Origin of the sequence: Mesorhizobium sp. M0037 (genome assembly GCF_040323635.1) — a bacterium.
GTDB lineage: Bacteria > Pseudomonadota > Alphaproteobacteria > Rhizobiales > Rhizobiaceae > Mesorhizobium.
Map to the genome: position 1 here is coordinate 150,460 of NZ_JAMYVB010000002.1, position 17,567 is coordinate 168,026.

The 17,567-nt window shown below is 63.8% G+C and carries 15 protein-coding genes; 9 read left to right on the forward strand and 6 right to left on the reverse strand.

Annotated elements, in window-relative coordinates:
• Positions 1–44: 44 nt before the first annotated feature.
• Together NKJ78_RS05040 and NKJ78_RS05045 are read left to right on the forward strand one after the other, a co-directional pair.
• Positions 45–1,100, forward strand: a complete 1,056-nt coding sequence (locus NKJ78_RS05040; protein ID WP_352460346.1) for a CobW family GTP-binding protein — start codon at positions 45–47, stop codon at positions 1,098–1,100.
• Between the two features lie 126 nt (positions 1,101–1,226).
• A complete protein-coding gene (locus NKJ78_RS05045) occupies positions 1,227–2,201 on the forward strand; it encodes a WD40 repeat domain-containing protein (RefSeq protein WP_352460345.1) in 975 nt (324 codons plus the stop codon).
• A gap of 1 nt (position 2,202) precedes the next feature.
• Here the strand turns inward: NKJ78_RS05045 and NKJ78_RS05050 are convergent, their stop codons facing one another.
• A complete protein-coding gene (locus tag NKJ78_RS05050; RefSeq protein ID WP_352460344.1) occupies positions 2,203–2,655 on the reverse strand; it encodes a hypothetical protein in 453 nt (150 codons plus the stop codon).
• A gap of 155 nt (positions 2,656–2,810) precedes the next feature.
• Between NKJ78_RS05050 and NKJ78_RS05055 the strand changes: the two genes are divergently transcribed.
• The 4 genes from NKJ78_RS05055 (at position 2,811) to NKJ78_RS05070 (ending at position 8,440) form a co-directional block, all read left to right on the forward strand.
• On the forward strand, positions 2,811–4,193 hold the full coding sequence (locus tag NKJ78_RS05055; RefSeq protein ID WP_352460343.1) for an aspartate aminotransferase family protein: 1,383 nt from the start codon (positions 2,811–2,813) through the stop codon (positions 4,191–4,193).
• 35 nt (positions 4,194–4,228) lie between these two features.
• Entirely contained in the window at positions 4,229–5,614 is a 1,386-nt protein-coding gene (locus NKJ78_RS05060; protein ID WP_352460342.1) for a glutamine synthetase family protein, read from the forward strand.
• A 118-nt stretch (positions 5,615–5,732) separates the two neighbouring features.
• On the forward strand, positions 5,733–6,968 hold the full coding sequence (locus NKJ78_RS05065) for a putative DNA modification/repair radical SAM protein (RefSeq protein ID WP_352460341.1): 1,236 nt from the start codon (positions 5,733–5,735) through the stop codon (positions 6,966–6,968).
• A gap of 2 nt (positions 6,969–6,970) precedes the next feature.
• Positions 6,971–8,440, forward strand: a complete 1,470-nt coding sequence (locus NKJ78_RS05070) for a UdgX family uracil-DNA binding protein (protein ID WP_352460340.1) — start codon at positions 6,971–6,973, stop codon at positions 8,438–8,440.
• 150 nt (positions 8,441–8,590) lie between these two features.
• Here the strand turns inward: NKJ78_RS05070 and NKJ78_RS05075 are convergent, their stop codons facing one another.
• The 4 genes from NKJ78_RS05075 to NKJ78_RS05090 all read right to left on the reverse strand — a co-directional run bounded on the left by NKJ78_RS05075 (position 8,591) and on the right by NKJ78_RS05090 (position 13,400).
• Positions 8,591–9,871, reverse strand: a complete 1,281-nt coding sequence (locus NKJ78_RS05075; protein WP_352562385.1) for a glycerate kinase type-2 family protein — start codon at positions 9,869–9,871, stop codon at positions 8,591–8,593.
• Between the two features lie 175 nt (positions 9,872–10,046).
• Entirely contained in the window at positions 10,047–10,553 is a 507-nt protein-coding gene (locus tag NKJ78_RS05080) for a heme-degrading domain-containing protein (protein WP_352562386.1), read from the reverse strand.
• A 310-nt stretch (positions 10,554–10,863) separates the two neighbouring features.
• Entirely contained in the window at positions 10,864–12,180 is a 1,317-nt protein-coding gene (guaD, locus tag NKJ78_RS05085; RefSeq protein WP_352460337.1) for a guanine deaminase, read from the reverse strand.
• A 2-nt stretch (positions 12,181–12,182) separates the two neighbouring features.
• Positions 12,183–13,400, reverse strand: a complete 1,218-nt coding sequence (locus NKJ78_RS05090) for a urate hydroxylase PuuD (protein ID WP_023695954.1) — start codon at positions 13,398–13,400, stop codon at positions 12,183–12,185.
• Positions 13,401–13,535: 135 nt separating this feature from the next.
• Here NKJ78_RS05090 and NKJ78_RS05095 point away from each other — a divergent pair, with 135 nt between their 5' ends.
• The 3 genes from NKJ78_RS05095 (at position 13,536) to NKJ78_RS05105 (ending at position 16,761) form a co-directional block, all read left to right on the forward strand.
• Positions 13,536–14,456, forward strand: coding sequence for a LysR family transcriptional regulator (locus NKJ78_RS05095; protein WP_023671373.1), 921 nt, complete (start codon positions 13,536–13,538; stop codon positions 14,454–14,456).
• A 107-nt stretch (positions 14,457–14,563) separates the two neighbouring features.
• Entirely contained in the window at positions 14,564–15,505 is a 942-nt protein-coding gene (locus NKJ78_RS05100) for an LLM class flavin-dependent oxidoreductase (RefSeq protein WP_023739645.1), read from the forward strand.
• On the forward strand, positions 15,502–16,761 hold the full coding sequence (locus NKJ78_RS05105; protein WP_023823874.1) for an LLM class flavin-dependent oxidoreductase: 1,260 nt from the start codon (positions 15,502–15,504) through the stop codon (positions 16,759–16,761). Before NKJ78_RS05100 ends, NKJ78_RS05105 begins: the two co-directional genes overlap by 4 nt.
• Here the strand turns inward: NKJ78_RS05105 and xdhC are convergent.
• Positions 16,758–17,393, reverse strand: a complete 636-nt coding sequence (gene xdhC / locus NKJ78_RS05110; protein WP_352460336.1) for a xanthine dehydrogenase accessory protein XdhC — start codon at positions 17,391–17,393, stop codon at positions 16,758–16,760. The genes NKJ78_RS05105 and xdhC overlap by 4 nt on opposite strands.
• Between the last annotated feature and the right edge of the window lie 174 nt (positions 17,394–17,567).

The window sequence follows — 17,567 nt, forward strand, 5'->3', positions numbered from 1 at the left end:
CTTGCGGCCCGCAATTCCGTGGCCCAGCCATTTCGAGGCAAGATATGAGCGAAGCACAGACGCAAATCCCCGTGACCGTTCTCACCGGCTATCTCGGCGCCGGCAAGACGACGCTGCTCAACCGCATCCTGTCGGAAAACCATGGCAAGCGTTATGCCGTCATCGTCAATGAATTCGGCGAGATCGGCATCGACAATGATTTGATCGTGGAATCCGACGAGGAAATCTACGAAATGAACAATGGCTGCGTCTGCTGCACGGTGCGCGGCGACCTGATCCGCGTCGTCGAAGGCCTGATGCGCCGTCCCGGCCGCTTCGACGCCATCGTCGTCGAGACCACCGGCCTCGCCGATCCTGTGCCGGTGGCGCAGACCTTCTTCATGGACGACGACGTGCGCTCCAAGACCAAACTCGACGCTGTCGTGGCCCTGGTCGACGCCAAGCACCTGCCGCTCAGGCTCAAGGATTCCAGGGAGGCCGAGGACCAGATCGCGTTTGCCGATGTTGTCGTGCTCAACAAGACCGACCTGGTGACGCCCGAAGAGCTGGCCAAGGTCGAAGCGACCATCCGCGCCATCAACCCGGCGGCCAGGATCCACCGCACCACGCGCGCCGGCGTGGCGCTGTCCGAAGTGCTCGACCGCGGCGCCTTCGACCTGTCGCGCGCATTGGAAAACGACCCGCATTTCCTCGAGGCGCACGATCATGATCACGACCATCATGACCATGACGGGCACGATCACCACGACCATGATCACGACCATCATCATCACGATCACGCGCATCCCTCCGACATCCATGACGTGACCGTGCAGTCGGTGTCGCTGCGCGGCGGCGAGATGGACCCGAAGAAATTCTTCCCGTGGATCGAGAAGATCACCCAGATGGAAGGTCCCAACATCCTGCGGCTGAAAGGCATCATCGCGCTCAAGGGCGACGACGAGCGCTATGTCATCCAGGGCGTGCACATGATCATCGAAGGCGACCACCAGCGCGCCTGGAAAGACGGCGAAAAGCATGAGAGCCGGCTGGTGTTCATCGGCCGCGAGCTTGACGCTGAACGGCTGAAGAAGAGCTTTGACGCCTGCCAGGCGGCTTGATTTCCGGACTCTATGGCGCTAGCGCTGCCCGCTCTTCCTTCTCCCACAAGGGGAGAAGGTTGACGCCAGGCCTGGCCGCCTCAGTGGCTTCCCGGGAGTGGTGACAGCTTCATTGGAGTGGTCCTGATGCCCACAGTTGCTCCCCTCGACCTGGAAGGTCACTGCCTTGCCGCCGTCTTCCTCGACAACGTGCCGCATTTTGCGCTGGCCGATGGGACAGTTCATAGGCTCGACAACGGCCACAAGACAATTCAGGCCAATGACGGCCTGCTCTCCACGTTCCATGACGCCGCCAACGACCGCCTGATCACCGGCGGCGAGGACGGCAAGATTTTTGCTGTCACCGCAGGTGGCACCGTTGGCGAATTGGCGAGCGCCGGCAAGAAGTGGATCACCAGCGTCGCCGCCGGGCCGCAAGGCGCTATCGCCTATGCCACAGGCAAGACTGCGTTCGTGCGCTTTGCCGACGGCAAGACCAAAGAGTTTGCCCATCCACGTTCGGTCGAGGGGCTGGCCTTCTCCCCCAAGGGCATGCGCTTCGGCGTCGCCCGCTACAATGGCGCGACGCTGCATTTCCCGGCCGCCGAGGGCAGACCGGTGGAGCTGGAATGGGCCGGCGCCCATACCGGCGTGACCTTCTCGCGGGATGGCGCCTTCCTCGTCACCACCATGCAGGAAAACGCGCTGCATGGCTGGAAGCTCGCCGACGGCAAGCACATGCGCATGACCGGCTATCCCGGCAAGGTCAAAAGCCTGTCGTGGAGCGTGAAGGGCAAATGGCTGGCGAGTTCCGGCGCGCCGGCGGCGATCGTCTGGCCGTTTTCGGGCAAGGACGGCCCGATGGGCAAGGCGCCGCTGGAGCTCGGCACGCGCGGCAACGCCATGGTGACATCGGTTGCCTGCCATCCGAGCCAGGATGTCGTCGCCGTCGGCTATGATGACGGCATGGTCATGGCGGTGCGCTTTACCGATGCCAAAGAGGTGCTGTTGCGCCGCCCGGGCAAGGGCGCCATCACCGCGATGATGTGGGATAAGGAAGAGCGCCGGGTCGCCTTCGGCAGTGCCGCCGGCGACTGCGGCGTCATCGATATCTCGGCGTGACCTATTCGGCTCCGCACGACACCTTGCCGGTCAATTCTTTCGGCTTGCCGTCCTGTTCCGTGTCGGCGGCGTTGTCGTAGACGGCAAGCGTGTACCGGCCGTCATAGACGCCCTCGTCACTGGTCTTGGTCAGGATCGTCAGTTCGACAGAGTTGAATTTATCTCCGAGCTGATGCTCGTGGTAGACGTTCAGCCGCAACTCCTTGTCGTCCAGCCAGTACTGGGTGAGGTCGGAATCCTCGAAGACGGTCTTGCGCAGACTGTCGCCTTCCGGCCGGCCAAGTATCTCGAGATCGCCGCGAAAATTGAAGGTCGGGCCGCCCATACCTCTGGTGACCCCGGCGCCGACCTCGAATTGCACCGCTTTGTCATCGACGGAACACCAGACGCCGCCCGATGCGGAAGCCGCAGCGGCCGACAAGAGTAGCGCAAAAGCGCAGATGATCGTCCGCATTTTTCTCCCCAAACCACAGACCCGATCGCATTGGCGCCCGACTGCGCCGGAAGGTCAAGTCTGCCGAACTTGCTGCTGACCCAATGCAGCGCACCAACACGGCCAATTGCGGTTGCCGTCGCCAATTGGGTAGTGTGCCGGCCGAGAGGGATTTCATGCACAGCACGAACAGTTCAAAGGCGTCCATTGGCGGTATCAGCCGTGACCGCATCGCTGCATTGCGGACAAGCGAGGCGAACACCTTCCGCAAGGCGCGGCCGAAATCGCAGGCCAAGGTCGGTAACGGCCTGCCAGGCTTCTTCGGCGGTGTGCCGATGCACTGGATGAACGACTGGCCGACGCCATTCCCGATCCTGGTCGAAAGCGCCAAGGGCGCCGCCATCACGGATATCGACGGCAACAGGCTGGACGATTTCTGCCTCGGTGACACCGGCTCGATGTTCGGCCATTCGCCGCCGCCGGTGGCGCGCGCCATCCGCCGCCAGGCCGGGCGCGGCCTGACCTATATGCTGCCTTCGGAAGATGCGCTGGCCATCGGGCCGCTGCTCACACAGCGTTTCGGTCTGCCGTTCTGGCAGATCGCCACCACCGCCACCGACGCCAACCGCTTCGCGCTGCGCGTCGCCCGCGCCGTCACCGGCCGCGAAAAGATACTGGTCTTCAACGGCTGCTATCACGGCTCGGTCGACGAGACGATGGTCCGGATGGTCGACGGCAAGCCCGTGAATCGGCCGGGGCTGGCGGGTGAGTTTCGCGACCTGACCAAGACGGCGAAGGTCATTGAATTCAACGATGTCGCCGCGCTGCAAGCAGCGCTCAAGGACAAGGATGTCGCCTGCGTCATTGCTGAGCCGGTGCTGACCAATTCCTGCATGGTGCTGCCCGATCCGGGTTTTCACGACGCCTTGCGCAAACTGACGCGCGCGGCCGGAACGCTGCTTCTGATAGACGAGACGCACACGATTTCGACTGGACCCGGCGGCTACACCAGGAAATTCGGACTACAGCCCGACCTGTTCGTGCTGGGCAAGCCGATCGCCGGCGGCGTGCCGGCAAGCGTGTGGGGCATGAGCGACGAGGTCGCCTCGCGCTATGCCGACTACAATCGAACCAAGGAGCCGGGCTATTCCGGCATGGGCACGACGCTGTCGGCGAACCCGCTGCAGTTCGCAGCCATGCGCGCAACGCTCGAAGAGGTGATGAGGCAGGAGAATTATGCCCGGATGGATCGCCTCGCCCTGCGGCTCGATGCCGGGCTGACCGGCGTGATCGATCGCTACAATCTGCCCTGGCATGTCGCCCGCGTCGGCGCCCGCGTCGAGTTCATCTGCGCCCCTGGCCCGCTCAGGAACGGCGCCGAAGCCGAGACTGCCCATGCGCCGGAGCTTGAGGCGGCTATCCATGTCGCGCTGGTCAACCAGGGCGTGCTGATCGCGCCCTTTCACAACATGATGCTGATCTCACCGGCCACCACCGGCGCCCAGGTCAACCGGCTGATCACCGCCTTCGCCACGGTTGCGGCAAGGCTGACGGCATGAGACAAGCTGCCAAGCCAAACTCGAGTACACTAATCATGACTTCACCTTCGGGCTCGACGCCCGCCGAGGCGCAAGCCTTTCTCGACGCCCATCCCGAAATCGAAGCCTTCGATATCGTCTTGACCGACGCCAACGGGGTCGGCCGCGGCAAGATCGTGCGCCGGCATGAGCTGAAAAGCATCTTCGAGGGCGGCCGCCACATGCCGATCTCGATCCTCGGCCTCGACATCACCGGCGAGGATGTGCACGAAACCGGGCTGATCTGGACGACTGGAGACGGCGATCTCAGGGCATGGCCGATCCCCGGCACGCTGGTGCCGCTTTACGGCACGAACCCGCCGCGCGGCCAGTTGCTGATGGCGATGTACCATCTCGAGGGACAGCCTATGTCGTCGGACCCACGGCTGGCGCTGGCCAGGCAGGTCGACATCTTGGCGGCCAAGGGCCTCTATCCCGCCGGCGCCTTCGAACTCGAATTTTTCCTGCTTGCCAATGAGCGTGATGCCGATGGCAAGGTAAAGCCGGCGGACGCCGTGCTCGACGGCCGCCGCTCGGCCAAGACGGAAGTCTATTCCGTCGACCATCTGCACGGCATGGAGCCGCTGTTTTCCGACATCTATGCCGCGGCCAAGGCGCAAGGCATTCCGGCCGAAACGGTGATTTCCGAATACGCGCCCGGCCAGTACGAGCTGACGCTGAACTATCGCAAGGATGTCATGCGGGCGGCCGACGACCTCGTCATGTTGAAGCGGCTGGTGCGGGCGCAGGCGCGCCGCCATGGTGTCACCGCCTGCTTCATGGCCAAGCCGATCGAAAAATACGCCGGCTCCGGCATGCATTTCCATGTTTCGTTGCAGGACAAGAACGGCCGCAACGTTTTTGCCGAGGCTGGCGGCGAAACCTGGTCGCTGCCGCTGCTGCAGGGGCTCGGCGGGCTGATCCAGACCATGGCCGAATCGATGCTGGTGTTTGCGCCGCACGCCAATTCCTGGCGGCGCTTCGTCTCGCAGTCCTATGCGCCGGTGGCGCCGACCTGGGGCGTCAACAACCGTTCGGTGGCGCTGCGCATCCCGGCGGGCGACGCCAAGAACCGGCGCATCGAGCACCGGCCGTCGGGTGTCGACGCCAATCCCTACCTGATCGCGGCAACGGTGCTGGCCGGCATCATCAAGGGTCTGGATGAAGGCCTCGACCCCGGCCCCGAAACCACTGGGAATGGCTATGAAGCCGCCATCACGCGCACGACCATGCCGGTCGACTGGCGCGCTGCGATCGAGGCGGCGCGGGCATCGAGCTTCCTGAAAGAGGCGCTTGGCGAGGATCTGCATCGCACCTTCGTGGCGATCAAGCAGTCGGAGTATCTGCGCGTCGCCCGCACCGTCAGCGAGCTAGATTACCACCTCTACCTCCACGAGGTCTGAGAGACCGCCTGGAACTCGGCAGTCGTCCTGCTAGCCCGACGATCAGGCGGCGATTACTTTTTCGCCGCCTGCATCAAATGAGGTGGCGCTGCAGCCTTCAAGAACATATCATGAACGGATGAGCGCACCCACCGTCCGTGAAAAGCTGGCAATCCTGTCTGACGCCGCCAAATACGATGCTTCTTGCGCCTCGTCTGGGTCGGCGAAGAAGGATTCGCGCCAATCCGGCGGTATCGGCTCCACCGAAGGCATGGGCATCTGCCATTCCTACGCGCCGGACGGCCGCTGCATTTCGCTTTTGAAAATCCTGCTGACTAATTTCTGTATCTATGACTGCAGCTACTGCATCAACCGCTCGTCCTCCAATGTGCGGCGCGCCCGCTTCAGCATCGACGAGGTGGTGAAGCTGACCATGGATTTCTACCGGCGCAATTACATCGAGGGCCTCTTCCTGTCCTCAGGAGTCATCCGCTCCCCGGACGAGACCATGGCCGAGATGGTGGAGGTGGCGCGGCGGCTGCGGCTGGACGAAAAATTCTCCGGCTATATTCATCTGAAGACCATTCCGGAAAGCTCGGCCGAACTGGTCGAGCAGGCCGGACTTTATGCCGACCGGCTGTCGATTAATGTCGAGCTGCCGACCGACGAAGGCGTGAAGAAACTGGCGCCGGAGAAGAAGCCGGAAACGATCCGCCTTTCCATGGCGAACCTGCGCCGGAAGATGGAGGAAAAGGCCGAGCCGACGTTGCGGACCAAGAAGCGCGAACGCTTTGCGCCCGGAGGTCAGTCGACGCAGATGATCGTCGGCGCCGACAAGACATCCGACGACGGTATCTTGCACTCCAGTGCGCGGCTCTATGGCAGCTACCATCTGCGGCGCGTCTATTACTCCGCCTTCAGCCCGATCCCGGATTCGTCATCGTCGCTGCCCCTGCTGATACCGCCGCTGATGCGCGAGCACCGGCTCTATCAGGCCGACTGGCTGATGCGCTTCTACGGCTTTTCGCAGCCGGAAATCCTCGCCGGCAGCAGCGACGGCATGCTCGATCTCGCCATTGACCCCAAGCTCGCCTGGGCTTTGCGCAATCGGGCGAGGTTTCCCGTCGACATCAACCGCGCCGATCGGGAAGCGCTGCTGCGGGTTCCGGGTCTGGGCACCAAGGTGGTGGCGAAGATCCTTGAAACCCGCCGCCACCGACGCATGCGGCTGGAAGATGTCGGACAGATCTGCCATTCGATCGCCAAGCTGAGGCCCTTCATCATCGCCGAAGGCTGGTCGCCGGGCGGACTCACCGACAAGACAGGCCTGCGCGACACGATCGTAAAGTCCTGCGAACAACTGTCGCTGTTTTGACCATGCAGCCGGCCCAGCTCGACCTTGCCCGATACACTGTCCGGCTAGCGAGCCAGACCGATTTCGCCGGTTGGCGCGATGCGGCACGGCGTCTGGCGCTGAATGAGGTCCGGCCTGAGGATATTAGTTGGGGTGTCGGGTCCGACGCCAATGATCCTCGAGATGCCTTGCCGGCGGTGCCAGAGGGCGCGCAGCTTACCGTCCCGCGCGAGTTCATCGCCCATGCCGAAACCGCCTTCTGCCACTCCGACCCCGGCCGGTTTGCCTTTCTCTACTGGATGCTTTGGCGCCTGCGCACCGAGCCGAAACTGCTGGCGATCGCATCCGATCCCGGCACCAGGCGGCTCGAAGCCATGGAAAAGGCGGTGCGGCGCGACAGCCATAAGATGCATGCCTTCGTACGCTTCCGGAAGATCGGCGACGGCGAGAACGAGCGCTACGTCGCCTGGTTCGAGCCGGAGCATTTCATTGTCGAGCGCAACGCGGATTTCTTCGTCCGGCGGTTCACCGGCATGCGCTGGACCATCCTGACGCCCTATGCCTCCGCCGACTGGAACGGCGAAAGGCTGGCGATCGGGCCGGGTGCGGCCAAGGGCGATGCACCCGATCAGGACGACACCGAGGCGTTGTGGCTGACCTATTTCGAAAACATCTCCAACCCGGCGCGGCTCAAGGTGAAGGCGATGCAGAAGGAGATGCCGAAGAAATATTGGCGGAACCTTCCCGAGGCTTCGCTCATTCCAGATCTGATCGCAGGAGCGGACGAGGCCGCCAGGGATATGATTGCCAGACTGCCGACAACGCCGGCGCCGCACCACGCCAAGCTGCAGGCAAGACATTGGCCGAAGCCCGAGCCGGCCGAGGCGCCGGATGAAGACGATGCCAAGACGATTTCCGATTTGCGCGAGGCTGCAAAGGGTTGTCGTCGCTGCCCGCTCTGGCGCGACGCGACACAGACCGTGTTCGGCGAGGGGCCGGATGACGCCAAAGTGGTCTTCGTCGGCGAACAACCTGGCGATCAGGAAGATCTCGCCGGCAAACCTTTTGTCGGGCCAGCGGGCAAAGTGTTCGATGCAATTCTCGATGACGCAGGCGTCGACCGGCAAAAAGTCTACGTCACCAACGCCGTCAAGCACTTCAAGTTCGAGCCGCGCGGCAAGCGCCGCATCCACTCGAAGCCAAATACCGGCGAAGTCCAGGCCTGCCGCTGGTGGATCGGCCGGGAGCTTGAGCTGATCAAGCCGGACCTCGCCGTGGCGCTTGGGGCAACGGCGGCGTTGTCGCTGCTGGGCAAGGCCATTGCCGTGACGAAAATGCGCGGCCAGGTGATCGAGCGCGAGGACGGTTTGCGCGTGTTCATCACCATCCATCCGTCCTTTATCCTGCGCATTCACGAGCCGACGGACAAGGAGGCTGAGCGCGAGCGGTTCCTAAAGGATATGAAAGAGGTGAAGCGGCTGATGGGGTCGTGAGATGAGCGAAAGCCTCAGCGACATCGTCATCCGCGGGCGGAACAAGGAGCTTCGCTCCTGCTTCGCCCAGGGATGACGAAGCTGAGTGGCTTCAGCCAATCACCTACGGTCGTGAATCCAACGTTGGAAACTTCGGCCGCCACGGCCGGATTAACTGATCAGGATTGCCCTCAGATCGTTCACATTCGTACCCGTCGGCCCCGGCACGAACAGATCGCCGGTCGCGTTGAACGCCGTCCAGGCATTGTTGCCGGCCAGCATCGCCTTGGCGTCGACGCCGGCGGCACGCATGCGCGAGACGGTCGAGCCATCGGCAAAGGCGCCGGCATTGTCTTCCGAGCCATCGATGCCGTCGGTATCGGCGGCCAGTGCATGAATACCTTCCGCGCCGCTGATGCCGATGGCAAAGGCGAGCAGGAATTCGGAGTTGCGGCCGCCCTTGCCCCTTTTTCCGTCAACAGGGGCCCGCAAGGTCACGGTCGTCTCGCCGCCGGACAGGATCAGCACCCGCTTTTTGAACGGCCGGTTGCGCGTCGCCACTTCCCGCGCAATGGCTGCATGCACGCCACCGACCTCGCGCGCCTCGCCCTCGATGGAATCGGAGAGGATGACGGCTTCGATGCCCTGCCGTTTTGCCTCAGCGGCTGCCGCTTCCAGCGACACGCCAGCCGAGGCGATCAGGTGCACTTCATTGCGTGAAAAGCGCTGGTCATCCAGATCTGGCCCATCGGCCTCTGGCGAGTTGATGTGCGCCATGACGGCGTCGGGCAGTTTCATGCCGTAGGCCGCTATCGAGGCCAGCGCATCGGCCCGGTTGCCGGAGTCGGGCACGGTCGGGCCGGAGGCCACCAGCGCCGGGTTGTCGCCGGGAATGTCAGAGACAACCAGTGATACCAGTTTGGCCGGCCAGGCGGCAGCTGCCAGCCGGCCGCCCTTGATGGTCGAGAGATGCTTGCGGATTGTGTTCATCGCCGCGATCGGCGCGCCGGAGGCAAGCAGCGCCTCGTTGACGGCGATTTCGTCGGCGAGCGTCAGGCCGGCGGCAGGCGACGGCAGCAGCGCCGATCCTCCGCCCGATATCAGCGCCACTACCAGGTCGTCCGCAGTCAGCCCTTGCACCTTTTCGAGCAGGCGCCGCGACGCCTCAAGACCGGCAGCGTCCGGCACCGGATGTGCCGCCTCGATGATTTCGATGCGCTCGCATTTGGCGCCATAGCCGTAGCGGGTGACGACCAGCCCTTCGATTGGGCCATCCCACACCTTCTCGAACGCGGCGGCCATCTGCGCCGAGCCCTTGCCGGCGCCGATGACGATGGTGCGGCCCTTCGGCTTGGCCGGAAGGTGATCCCTGATCGTTCGTTCCGGATCGGCAGCGGCAACAGCGGCATTGAAGATCGAGATGAGAAAGGATTTTGGGTCGAGCACGGTCATAATTGGCCGCCATCCGCGGTTTGCGAGCTTCCGAAAAGCCGGCGCCGCCCCTCACCCTTACCCTCTCCCCGTATAGAGACGGGGAGAGGGGTTCGCCGGCGTTGGGGTGCTTCTCTTCTCCCCGTCACTATACGGGGAGAAGGTGCCGGCAGGCGGATGAGGGGCAGCGCTAGCGTCACGATTTATCTTCCGGCGGCAGCGCCAATTGTGTCCGATCGAGGCCGAGATGATCGCACAGTGCATCGACGACGACGCCATGATCCTGGCGTTCCGGCAGGCCGGAGACGGCGATGACGCCGATGACGCCGACGCCCTTTACAGTCAGCGGAAACCCGCCGCCGGCTAGTACGTAATCAGCAATATCCAGCCCCTCGCCGACCTTGAAGGTGCGGTCCGGTCGCTGCTGTTCCAGCACCAGACGATAAGTGCTTTTGAGGTAGCGCTTGACCACATTGATCTTGCGTCGTGCCCAGTCGGGGTTGGAGGCGTTTGAACCGGGCATCGCGGCATAAAACAGCGGCCGATCCCACAGCCTGATATCGACAATGATGGGCAGCTTTTCGGCCAGCGCCCGCTCGCGGATCGCCGCGCCGACCTTGAAGGCGACGGCCTCGTCGAAGGCCGGGAAGACCAGCGTCTCTTCCTGTTTCTGGATCAGAGCGATGTCGTCCGTGGCGGCCATTTTTGTTCTCCGAAATCGTCACAAATCGTGTGTACGACAAGCTCCGCCCGGTCAAGGTCTCGTCGCGGTGGTGGTCTTGCCCCGCCAGGGTCGCCCCCCACTCCTTCGAGCTTCTCTCGACACCTCTCCCCCGATCGACGGGGTAGAGGAAGGGCGCCAAGCTGTCCGAACCGGCGCCCGTCCTCCGAAGCAAAGGCTCCCTTCCTCACCCTCGGAGGGGGATAGGTGGCGCCGCGAAGCGGCGACGGAGTGGGGGAACCACTTGGCAACCAGGCGCAATCATCATCTTGTCCCGCGCGGATGATGGGTCCTAACCCGCGATTATATCACTCTTGGCAGGCCGCCCCGCGACATAGACCTCGCGCACCGCGCGGTCGTCGCCCAGCGTCTGCAGCAGGAACAGCTCCTCCGCCAGCGTCTCCACAGTCTCCATCCTCAGCCGCATCGCCGGTGTGGCGCGGGCGTCGAGCACGGTGATATCCGCGTCGGTGCCTTCATCCAGCGTGCCGACCTTCTCCGCCACAGACAGCGCCTCGGCATTGCCACGCGTTAATTGCCAGAAGGACTGGAACGGGTTCAGCTTTTCGCCAGTCAGCGCGATCACCTTGTAGCCCTCGTCCATGGTGCGCAGCATCGAATAGTTGGTGCCGCCGCCGACATCGCTGGCCGCGGCGATGCGCAGCGGCTTGTCGCGGCGCCGAAAGCGCTGGTAATCGAACAGGCCGGAGCCGAGGAACAGGTTCGAGGTCGGGCAGAACACCGCCACCGAGCCGCTGTCCGACAGCGCATCGGCCTCGCGTTCCGAGAGATGGATGCAGTGGCCGAACAGGCTCTTTGGCCCCAGCAGGCCATACTGCTCGTAGACATCGGTGTAGTCGCGCGCCTGCGGATAGAGTTTTTGCGTGAAGGCGATTTCGGCGTGGTTTTCCGACAGATGCGTCTGCATATGCAGATCGGGATGCTCGCGGCAGAGCGCGCCCGACATCTCCAGCTGTTCGGGCGAAGAGGTGATGGCGAAGCGCGGCGTGATCGCATAAAGCTGGCGGCCCTTGCCGTGCCATTCCGCAATCAGCGCCTTGGTGTCGTCATAGCCCGATTGCGGTGTGTCGAGCACGCCTGCCGGCGCGTTGCGGTCCATCATCACCTTGCCGGCAATGTTGAGCATGCCGCGCGCGTGCGATTCGGCAAAGAACGCCTCGGCCGAGGCCTTGTGCACCGAGCAATACGCGGCGACCGTCGTTGTGCCGTGGCGCACCATTTCATCCAAAAACAGCCGCGCGATGCGGCGGCCGTGCTGGGCATTTGCGAATTTGGTCTCTTCGGGAAAGGTGTAGGTGTTCAGCCAGTCGAGCAGTTCGGCGCCATAGGAGGCGATGACCTGCATCTGCGGAAAATGCGCGTGCGCGTCGATGAAGCCTGGCAGCAACAGATGCGGCCGATGATCGATCTTTTTCGCACCGTCGCCAGCCTGCCTTTCCACATCAGCGTAGGCGCCGGCGGCAACGATTCGGCCATCGCGGATCAGCAGGCCGCCATCCTCCTCATAGCGCCAGGCGGCATGGTCGGTGATGGCTTCGGGCAAGCGCAAAAAGCTCAGCGTGCGGCCGCGCAGAAGTGTCGAAGTCATGCTTATTTCCCTGCGCCTTCGAACCAGGCGACCAGCAGCGCCCGTTCCTTGTCGCTGATCTGGGTGACGTTGGCGGGCGGCATGGCGTGGCTGCGCCCGGCCTGCAAATAGATTTCACGCGCATGCTCGGCAATGCCGGCGTCGGTGTCGAGCATCACGCCCTTCGGCGCATGGTAGATGCCTTCATAGACCGGCTCGGCCGTATGGCACATCGAGCAGCGGCCAAGCACGGTGTCGCGCACCGCCGGGAAATGCGACGAGGCGATATAGACTTCGGCCGCGGCGGATGCCTTGGGCTCGCCGGTCAGTATTTTCGGCGCTGTCGACAGCCACATGATGATGACGAATAGCACCGCAGCCGCCATCCAGGTCCAGTGGGGGTTGCCGGCACGCTTATGCACGGTGTTGAAATAGTGCCGGATCAAGACGCCGATGATGAACACCAGCGAGGCGATGACCCAGTTGAACTCCGTCGCAAACGCCAGCGGATAGTGGTTCGACAGCATCAGGAACAGCACGGGCAGCGTCAGGTAATTGTTGTGCAGCGAGCGCTGCTTGGCGATCTTGCCGTATTTCGGGTCGGGCTTGCGGCCGGCAATCAGGTCGGCGACGACGATCTTCTGGTTTGGAATGATCACCATGAAGACATTGGCCGACATGATCGTGGCGGTGATGGCGCCGAGATGCAGGAAAGCGGCGCGGCCGGTGAACAGATGCGTCAGACCCCAGGCGATGAACACCAGCACGCCATAGAGCACCAGCATCAGTCCGGTGTCACTTTTGCCGAGCGGCGAGCGGCAGAGCAGATCGTAGACTACCCAGCCGACGCCGATGGTGGCCATCGACAAAAGGATGCCGACCGGCACCGACATCGGCAGCACATTGGGGTCGATCAGGAACAAATCGGCGCCGGCATAGTAGACCACGCACAGCATGGCGAAGCCGGACAGCCAGGTGGCGTAGGATTCCCACTTGAACCAGGTCAGGTGTTCCGGCATTTCGGCCGGCGCCACCAGATATTTCTGGACGTGGTAGAAGCCGCCGCCATGCACCTGCCATTCCTCGCCGAATGCGCCGGCCGGCATGCCGGGGCGCTGGCGCAGCCCAAGGTCGAGCGCGACGAAATAGAAGGACGAGCCGATCCAGGCGATGCCGGTGACGACGTGCAGCCAGCGCACGGCGAAACTCAGCCAGTCCCAGAAAATCGCGAAATCCATCATGTGAAATCGTCCCTGCCGATCGGCTGACTTTACGGTGTCGGGCGCAAACGAAAAGAGGCGAGGTGTACGATGACTTTCAAAAAAAAATGGAAAATACTAGGCTGACCACGTACGCTGCCACATAAAGAGCCACGAATGGCCTATCTCGACAACATCGCCGTCTTCGTCCGCGTCGTCGAGCTTGGTAATCTCTCGGCGGCAGGCCGCGACATGCGCATTTCGCCGGCGGTCGCCTCCAACCGCATCAAGGAGCTGGAAAAACACCTCGGCGTGCGGCTGTTCAACCGCACTACACGGCAATTGATGCCGACGGAGCATGGCACGGTGTTCTACTCCGGCGCCAAGCAGGTGCTGGAGGCTATCACCGAGGCGGAAGCCGCGGTTTCGGCGCTTTCCGGCCAACCGCGCGGCACCATCAAGGTGACCGCACCGCTCGGCCTCGGACGGCGGCTGGTGGCGTCGGGCATTCCGGATTTCCACGACAAATACCCCGATATCGAGGTGCGGCTGAGGCTCTCCGACCACAATATCGACATCATGAAGGAAGGCATCGACGTCGCCTTCAAGCTCGGCATCATCGAGGATTCCAGCCTGCGGATGCGCGGCATCATGGAATGTGAACGCGTGCTGGTGGCGGCACCGAAATATCTCGAAGCGCGCGGCGAGCCGGTGGAGCCACAGGAGCTGATCGGCAAGAAGCACGACTGCCTGATGCTGCGCTATTCCGGGGCGCGCGAATATGTCTGGACGCTGCAGACGCCGTCCGGCCCGCAGAAATTCGAGGTGCACGGCCCCTACGACACCGACGATGGCGATGTGCTGACCGGCTGGGCGCTGTCGGGCCGCGGCATCATCAACAAGCCGCGCTTCGAGGTCGAACCCTTCATCCGCGACCGGCGGCTGCAGGTCATCCTGGCCAGCACGCCGCCAACGCCGGTGCAGTTCGCCGCCGTCTATCCGCACAAGAAGCTGCAGGATCCAAAGGTGCGGCTGTTGCTCGACTTCATGGCCGAGCGTTGCCAGCGGCTGATCAAGGATTTGCTGGCCGGCAAGTGAGGGGCTGTTGGCCCAGTCGCCAGGGTTGTCTTACAAGCAGGTGACCTTAGGTTCGAATACGCCGCCCTATGATCGATGGTCCCATGCCGACTGACCAGCAAGCCACAATGCATCTTGCCGTTTCGCTCAACATTACTTCCGGGCAGCCGCTCGGGTTTAGCGACCTGGCCGGCTTTGCCAAGCAAGCGGAAGCGGCGGGGCTGGACATGATTGTCCTCGATGATTCCGCGCCGAACAGCGCCGGGTCGAGTTCTTTCGAAGCGACGACCTTGCTGGCGGCGCTGGCGACGGTGACAAGTCGGATCGGCCTTGTCGCTGCAGCCTCGACGGTGGCTCACCAGCCGTACAATCTGGCGCGCCGTTTTGCTTCGCTCGACATCATCAGCCATGGCCGCGCCGGCTGGCACGCGACCATGGCGCAGGCGCCACGGGAAGCCGCCAATTTCAGCCGGCCGGATGGATTTTCCGACGATGTGTTCCGCCGCCGCACGCAGGAATACATCGGCATCGTTCAGCGCCTGTGGCAGGGCTGGGATGCCGACGCGCTGCTGTTCGACAAGATCGGCGGCCGCTTCCACGATCCCGAAAAAATGCACCTGCTCGACCACAAGGGCGAATTTTTCTCCGTGCGCGGGCCGCTGAACGTCGCGCGCTCGCCGCAGGATACGCCGGTGCTGGTGCTGTCCGGCCTGTCCGAGGCCGACCTGGATATCGCCGCCCGCACTGCCGATGTCGTCCTGCTGGACAGACCCACAAAGGACCCCAAGGCGCGCCATGACGATCTCAAGCGCCGCGTTGTGGCCTGCGGACGCGATCCGGGTGCGGTCAAGCTGCTGCTGAACGTTGGCGCAGATGTCGCTGCCAACGCGCTCGAAACATGGTTCAGCTCGCAAAGCTGCGACGGGTTCAACATCGCAATACCGCCTGCGGCGATTGACGGTTTCATCGGCCGCGTGCTGCCGGAATTGCAGCGCCGCGGCCTCGTCCGCCCGGATTATCCCGGCACCACCTTGCGCTCGCATCTCAGACTTGCCGGAGGAGCGCAATGACCCGCCAGATGAAGCTTGGCGCCTTCCTGTGGGCGACGGGCCACCACATCGCCGCCTGGCGTCACCCCAAGGCGCATGTCACGGCAGGCATCGACATCGATCATTACATCCGGCTGGCGCGCACGGCGGAAGCGGCGAAGTTCGACATGGTGTTCTGCGAGGACGCCGCCGGCCTGCGCGAAGCCAATGTCGGCATCGCCAGCCAGACCTCACGCTCGATCGGCTTCGAGCCGATCAGCCTGCTGTCCGCGCTCGCCGTCCAGACCAGCCGCATCGGCCTCGTTTCGACGGCCTCGACCAGCTACAACGAGCCCTACGGTCTGGCGCGCACCTTTCTCTCGATCGATCATCTGAGTGGTGGCCGGGCTGGCTGGAACCTGGTGACGTCGGCCAGCCCCATCGAAGCCGCCAATTTCGGCGCGACGGGCCTGAAACCGCATGCCGACCGCTACGAGCGGGCGCGCGAATTCGCAGAAGTGGTATCAGGACTTTGGCAAGGCAGCGGCTTTCACGGTCACAACGGCCAGAGCTTTTCGGTGCGCGACTCGCTCGACCTGCCGCGCTCGCCGCAGGGCGCGCCGGTGATGGTGCAGGCCGGCGCCTCGGATGTCGGCCGCGACCTTGCCGCCCGCACCGCCGACGTCGTGTTCACGGCGGCGCAGACCCTCGAGGAAGCCAAGGCCTTTTACGACGACCTCAAGGGCCGTATGGCGGGCTATGGGCGGGAACCCGACGACATCAAGATCATGCCCGGCGTCTCCCCGGTGGTGGCAGACACCGAGGCCGAAGCGCGGGAGAAACAGGAGGAATTGCAGGCGCTGATCCCCGACGATGTCGGCGTGGCGCTACTGTCCAGCTATCTCAGCATCTCCGATCTCGGGAGCTATCCGATCGACGGACCGATGCCCGAACTGCCGGAGACCGAGGGCATGAAAAGCCGCCAGGCGCTGGTCATCCAACAATCGCGCCGCGACGGCCTGTCGATCCGCCAGCTTGCGCGCCATTTCGCCGGCGCACGTGGCCATTGGCGTATCGTCGGCACGCCGGCGCGGATCGCTGACGAATTGCAGGCGCGGTTCGAGGGCGGCGGCGCGGACGGCTTCAACGTCATGCCGTCATACTTCCCCGGCGAGCTCGATGCCTTTGCCACGCTGGTGGTGCCGGAACTGCAGCGGCGCGGACTGTTCCGTCGGGAATACGAAGGCAGCACCTTGCGAGATCATCTTGGCCTGAAGCGGTCGGATAAAAAAGATTAGCCGGCTACCTCTTGGCCTTGCCGCGCCTGCTGGCTTACCGCCGGTGCTGCGCCGTGCGCGACCAGCGCCGTCATGATCTCGGCCGCGGCCAGCGCAGCTATGACCGGTGGGCGCTTGTCCTTGACCGCATCGCCGCCGATCGGCGAGACGAGGCGGGCGAACTCAGCCTCCGTGCCCTCAGCCGATTTCAGGAACCAGTTCCTGAACGTCGCTCTCTTGGTTTTCGAGCCGATCATGCCGACATAGGCCGCGTCGTCGCGCTTCAGCGCTTCGGCGACGATGAGGAAATCCAGCGCATGGTCGTGGGTGAGGATGGCGAAGGCGGTGCCCGCGGGGGCGTTTCGCACCTCGGCCTCGGGCATCGGCGTCAGCCGCGTCTCGACGGTTTCCGGCATGCCTTCCAGCGCTTCGGCCCGCGTCTCGATGACGACACCACGCACGGGAAGAAGTGCAACAGTCGAGGCCAGCGCCCGGCCGACATGGCCGCCGCCGAAGATATAGACATGCGGCAGGTGGGCTTCCTCGGCTTCTGCGGCCGCGATCAGCTCGGCAGTAAGCGCGGCATCGACGACACGGATCAAGACTTCGACGCGCCCGCCGCAGCACTGGCCGATCTCGGGGCCTAGCGGCACGTCAAGCGTGGCGCAGACTTCGTCGAAGCCGATGCGGGCTTCTTTACCCTCCCCCTTGTGGGGAGGGTCGGTGAGCGGACGCCGTGTGGCGGCGTCAGCGAAACGGGGTGGCTTGGCACGATCGTCCGCACCCCCCCCCCCCGGGGGGGGGGGGGGGGCCCCCCCCCCCCCGCC

Coding starts and splice junctions, on each gene's coding strand:
- NKJ78_RS05040 (WP_352460346.1), top strand. CDS start 45: ATGAGCGAAGCACAGACGCAAATCCCCGTGACCGTTCTCACCGGCTAT.
- NKJ78_RS05045 (WP_352460345.1), top strand. CDS start 1,227: ATGCCCACAGTTGCTCCCCTCGACCTGGAAGGTCACTGCCTTGCCGCC.
- NKJ78_RS05050 (WP_352460344.1), bottom strand. CDS start 2,655: ATGCGGACGATCATCTGCGCTTTTGCGCTACTCTTGTCGGCCGCTGCG.
- NKJ78_RS05055 (WP_352460343.1), top strand. CDS start 2,811: ATGCACAGCACGAACAGTTCAAAGGCGTCCATTGGCGGTATCAGCCGT.
- NKJ78_RS05060 (WP_352460342.1), top strand. CDS start 4,229: ATGACTTCACCTTCGGGCTCGACGCCCGCCGAGGCGCAAGCCTTTCTC.
- NKJ78_RS05065 (WP_352460341.1), top strand. CDS start 5,733: ATGAGCGCACCCACCGTCCGTGAAAAGCTGGCAATCCTGTCTGACGCC.
- NKJ78_RS05070 (WP_352460340.1), top strand. CDS start 6,971: ATGCAGCCGGCCCAGCTCGACCTTGCCCGATACACTGTCCGGCTAGCG.
- NKJ78_RS05075 (WP_352562385.1), bottom strand. CDS start 9,871: ATGACCGTGCTCGACCCAAAATCCTTTCTCATCTCGATCTTCAATGCC.
- NKJ78_RS05080 (WP_352562386.1), bottom strand. CDS start 10,553: ATGGCCGCCACGGACGACATCGCTCTGATCCAGAAACAGGAAGAGACG.
- guaD (WP_352460337.1), bottom strand. CDS start 12,180: ATGACTTCGACACTTCTGCGCGGCCGCACGCTGAGCTTTTTGCGCTTG.
- NKJ78_RS05090 (WP_023695954.1), bottom strand. CDS start 13,400: ATGATGGATTTCGCGATTTTCTGGGACTGGCTGAGTTTCGCCGTGCGC.
- NKJ78_RS05095 (WP_023671373.1), top strand. CDS start 13,536: ATGGCCTATCTCGACAACATCGCCGTCTTCGTCCGCGTCGTCGAGCTT.
- NKJ78_RS05100 (WP_023739645.1), top strand. CDS start 14,564: ATGCATCTTGCCGTTTCGCTCAACATTACTTCCGGGCAGCCGCTCGGG.
- NKJ78_RS05105 (WP_023823874.1), top strand. CDS start 15,502: ATGACCCGCCAGATGAAGCTTGGCGCCTTCCTGTGGGCGACGGGCCAC.